Consider the following 2,484-nt stretch of genomic DNA (forward strand, 5'->3'; position numbering starts at 1 on the left):
GTGATTTTTTAAAACTTGCTTTACACATCGAAGTTTAAATGCGTAATCATACTTGACTTTTCTTCCCATAATAATACTCTCAAATAGTGTCTAACTTTTTGGGGGCAGTTCAAAATCCGCGAGGATTTTCGTAAGTAGGCGAGAACTAGCCATTAATTTTATACGGTGTTACCCAACGTTTTTTATCATTTCTTTTATTCTATTTTCCGCTTCTGTTTTTAAAATTCCGTCGTAATAATCTCGAACAAATGGATGGTCAAAATCTTCGTGAGGAAAAATTTCAGGTCTGTCATTTCCACTTTTTGTCATTACGTCGCAAGGAATTGAAGATGTATCTCCATATTCAGGAACATTGCTACATAACCAACCAAAATATCCAGTTTCGTGATTCGGATTATTGTAATTTTCTTTATATTCTAAATAACTTTTTTCGCTTAATGATACCCAAAGTCCGTATTCTAAAGTTTCGCAAGCGTCTTTTACTTTTTGAGTTAGTGTTACTCTTATAAATCTGTCAATTTGGTCTTCATAATGAATTTCGCAAAAGTCTGTGTCTAACTTACCAAGTTCCGTTTTTTCATCATCAGAAAGGTTGTGATAATTCGATGGCGAATTAAAAGCCATTGCTGGCCATTCAGAATGTACTTGTCCACATTCTGTGCATTTAAATTCTGTCAATTTATTTTTTTTCCTTTTCCAGAACATTAAATTTATATATCAGATTCGTGTTTAATTCCGTTCTTGTCAATTCGACAATTCCATTTTGCAGGTTTTGTCCATTCTCCGTAAGTGTTCAATTCAACAATTCCATCCGCAATTAAATTGTCTCTTTCATTCAAATGATTTTCGTCATCCGAATATATTTTAATGCTCATTCCTTCTTTTAATTCAATGAGTACTCCGTCAGAATTTTGTTTAAAATCTGTCTTAGATAATAATACAAGATTCTCTTCTATCATTTCATTAAAATCAACATATATTCTTGGTTCTCTCAATGTTTTCTCAAATGTTGGGTAACGTTTATGTATAAGAATAGTGCGGTTTTGTGTGCGAGGATTTTCCGCAGGAAAATCAGACGTAACAAAAGAGCACGTACTCTTGATTAAGCACTAAACTAAGCATTATTTTTATACGGTGTTAGCCACCGTTATTTATTTCAATCACAATTCTTTTCGGTTCAAGTTGAGAATCATTAAAATAACAATTTAATTTTTCATTCTCCTCAATACCCTCAATCGTATTTCCGTGTTCAATTACAACTCCATTTTCAAAAATATAATGACCATAGTTAAATAAAAGTCCAGCAATTTTTTGAGGGTCATAAGTTTTAAATCTAAATTCAAAATCTGGTAGGCCGAGTGAATTCAGTCCTAAAGTGTCCATAATCATTTCATTTTCGGATTCTTGAATGTTAAATAGACGTACATTCATAAAAGCGTTAATGTTTTGACAATTATTCTGGCTACCTTTTTCTATAAAATCATTTGGTTCTAAAATGACTTCGCTATTTCGGATCCAAACAGCAGATGGTTTCATTGCAGAAACTATACTTACTACAAACTTTTGAAAATATTCGATTCTTCCTTTATAATCTAAATTCCTCGACATTAAGTCTGTCAATAAGATTTCGTGCGAACAGTTTTTTACTGTGTCTTCTGCTTGTTGCCAATTCCAAGATTGTCTGAAAGAAGTAATTAGTTCTGAATAATCAATTTTTATTTCGTCAGGTACAAATATAGTTGCTTGAGCGGGAATATTTCCTTCTGCAAATTTCACTTCGTAATCTTTAAAAAAGTAATGCCTTGAATTTTCAGTTTTCTCTGAAGTATTTGGAAATTCTATTTTTTCAAATCTTTTCTTTAGTTCCTCTTCAATAAGTTTGTCATTAAAAATAGGTTTTTTTTTAAAGAATAGTTTTACCATTAATAACTCGGTAGGGTTTTCTAACTGTTCATTTTCTTGAACATTTTTATTGTCCTCCACTTTAGGTTTGTTACCAAATAATTTTTTAAACATATTCATTTATTGCGGTCAGGTTTTTATGGTGGCTAACGGTTGATGTATGGAACGTGCGGTTTTGCGTGCGAGGATTTTCCGAAGGAAAATCAGAAGCTAGCAAAAAAAGCACAGACCTTTTGATAAAGACTAAAGTAAGCATTTTCTATACATATTGTTAGCGAGCGTTATTAATTTTTTCGTGCAGATTTGCTTTTTTAAATCGCAAAGCTTAGCCGTTTAGTAAATCAGTCAGCGTAAAAATTGCGTTGTGCTTGGCGAAAATCAGTTTAGGTTTTATATGCCGTAAAGAAAATCAGTTGTCCGAAAGAGTTGCGCTCAGATTGGTGTCCGTTTTATTACTTTTAAACCGCTTTTATAATTTTTTGGAGCCGAGTGAGCAATGCTCGCTAACGGTTTTGTGTATGGTTAGTTGCGTGTTTAAGCAACTAATTTAGTAAACAAAAACGAACGCGAGAAAATTCCGAA

General features: G+C 32.4%; 3 protein-coding genes. All 3 read right to left on the reverse strand.

The window, feature by feature from the left end; translation table 11 throughout:
- Nucleotides 1-168 precede the first annotated feature (168 nt).
- Entirely contained in the window at nt 169-678 is a 510-nt protein-coding gene (locus M4I23_RS19335; protein ID WP_249755499.1) for a DUF2199 domain-containing protein, read from the reverse strand.
- Nucleotides 679-710: 32 nt separating this feature from the next.
- Nucleotides 711-875: a hypothetical protein gene (locus M4I23_RS19340; protein WP_249755500.1), complete on the reverse strand. Its 165-nt coding sequence runs from the start codon at nt 873-875 to the stop codon at nt 711-713.
- Nucleotides 876-1,137: 262 nt separating this feature from the next.
- Nucleotides 1,138-2,016, reverse strand: coding sequence for a DUF4261 domain-containing protein (locus tag M4I23_RS19345; protein WP_249755501.1), 879 nt, complete (start codon nt 2,014-2,016; stop codon nt 1,138-1,140).
- Nucleotides 2,017-2,484 lie beyond the last annotated feature (468 nt).

Origin of the sequence: Algibacter sp. L4_22, from assembly GCF_023473045.1 — a bacterium.
In the GTDB taxonomy this organism is placed as follows: domain Bacteria; phylum Bacteroidota; class Bacteroidia; order Flavobacteriales; family Flavobacteriaceae; genus Algibacter.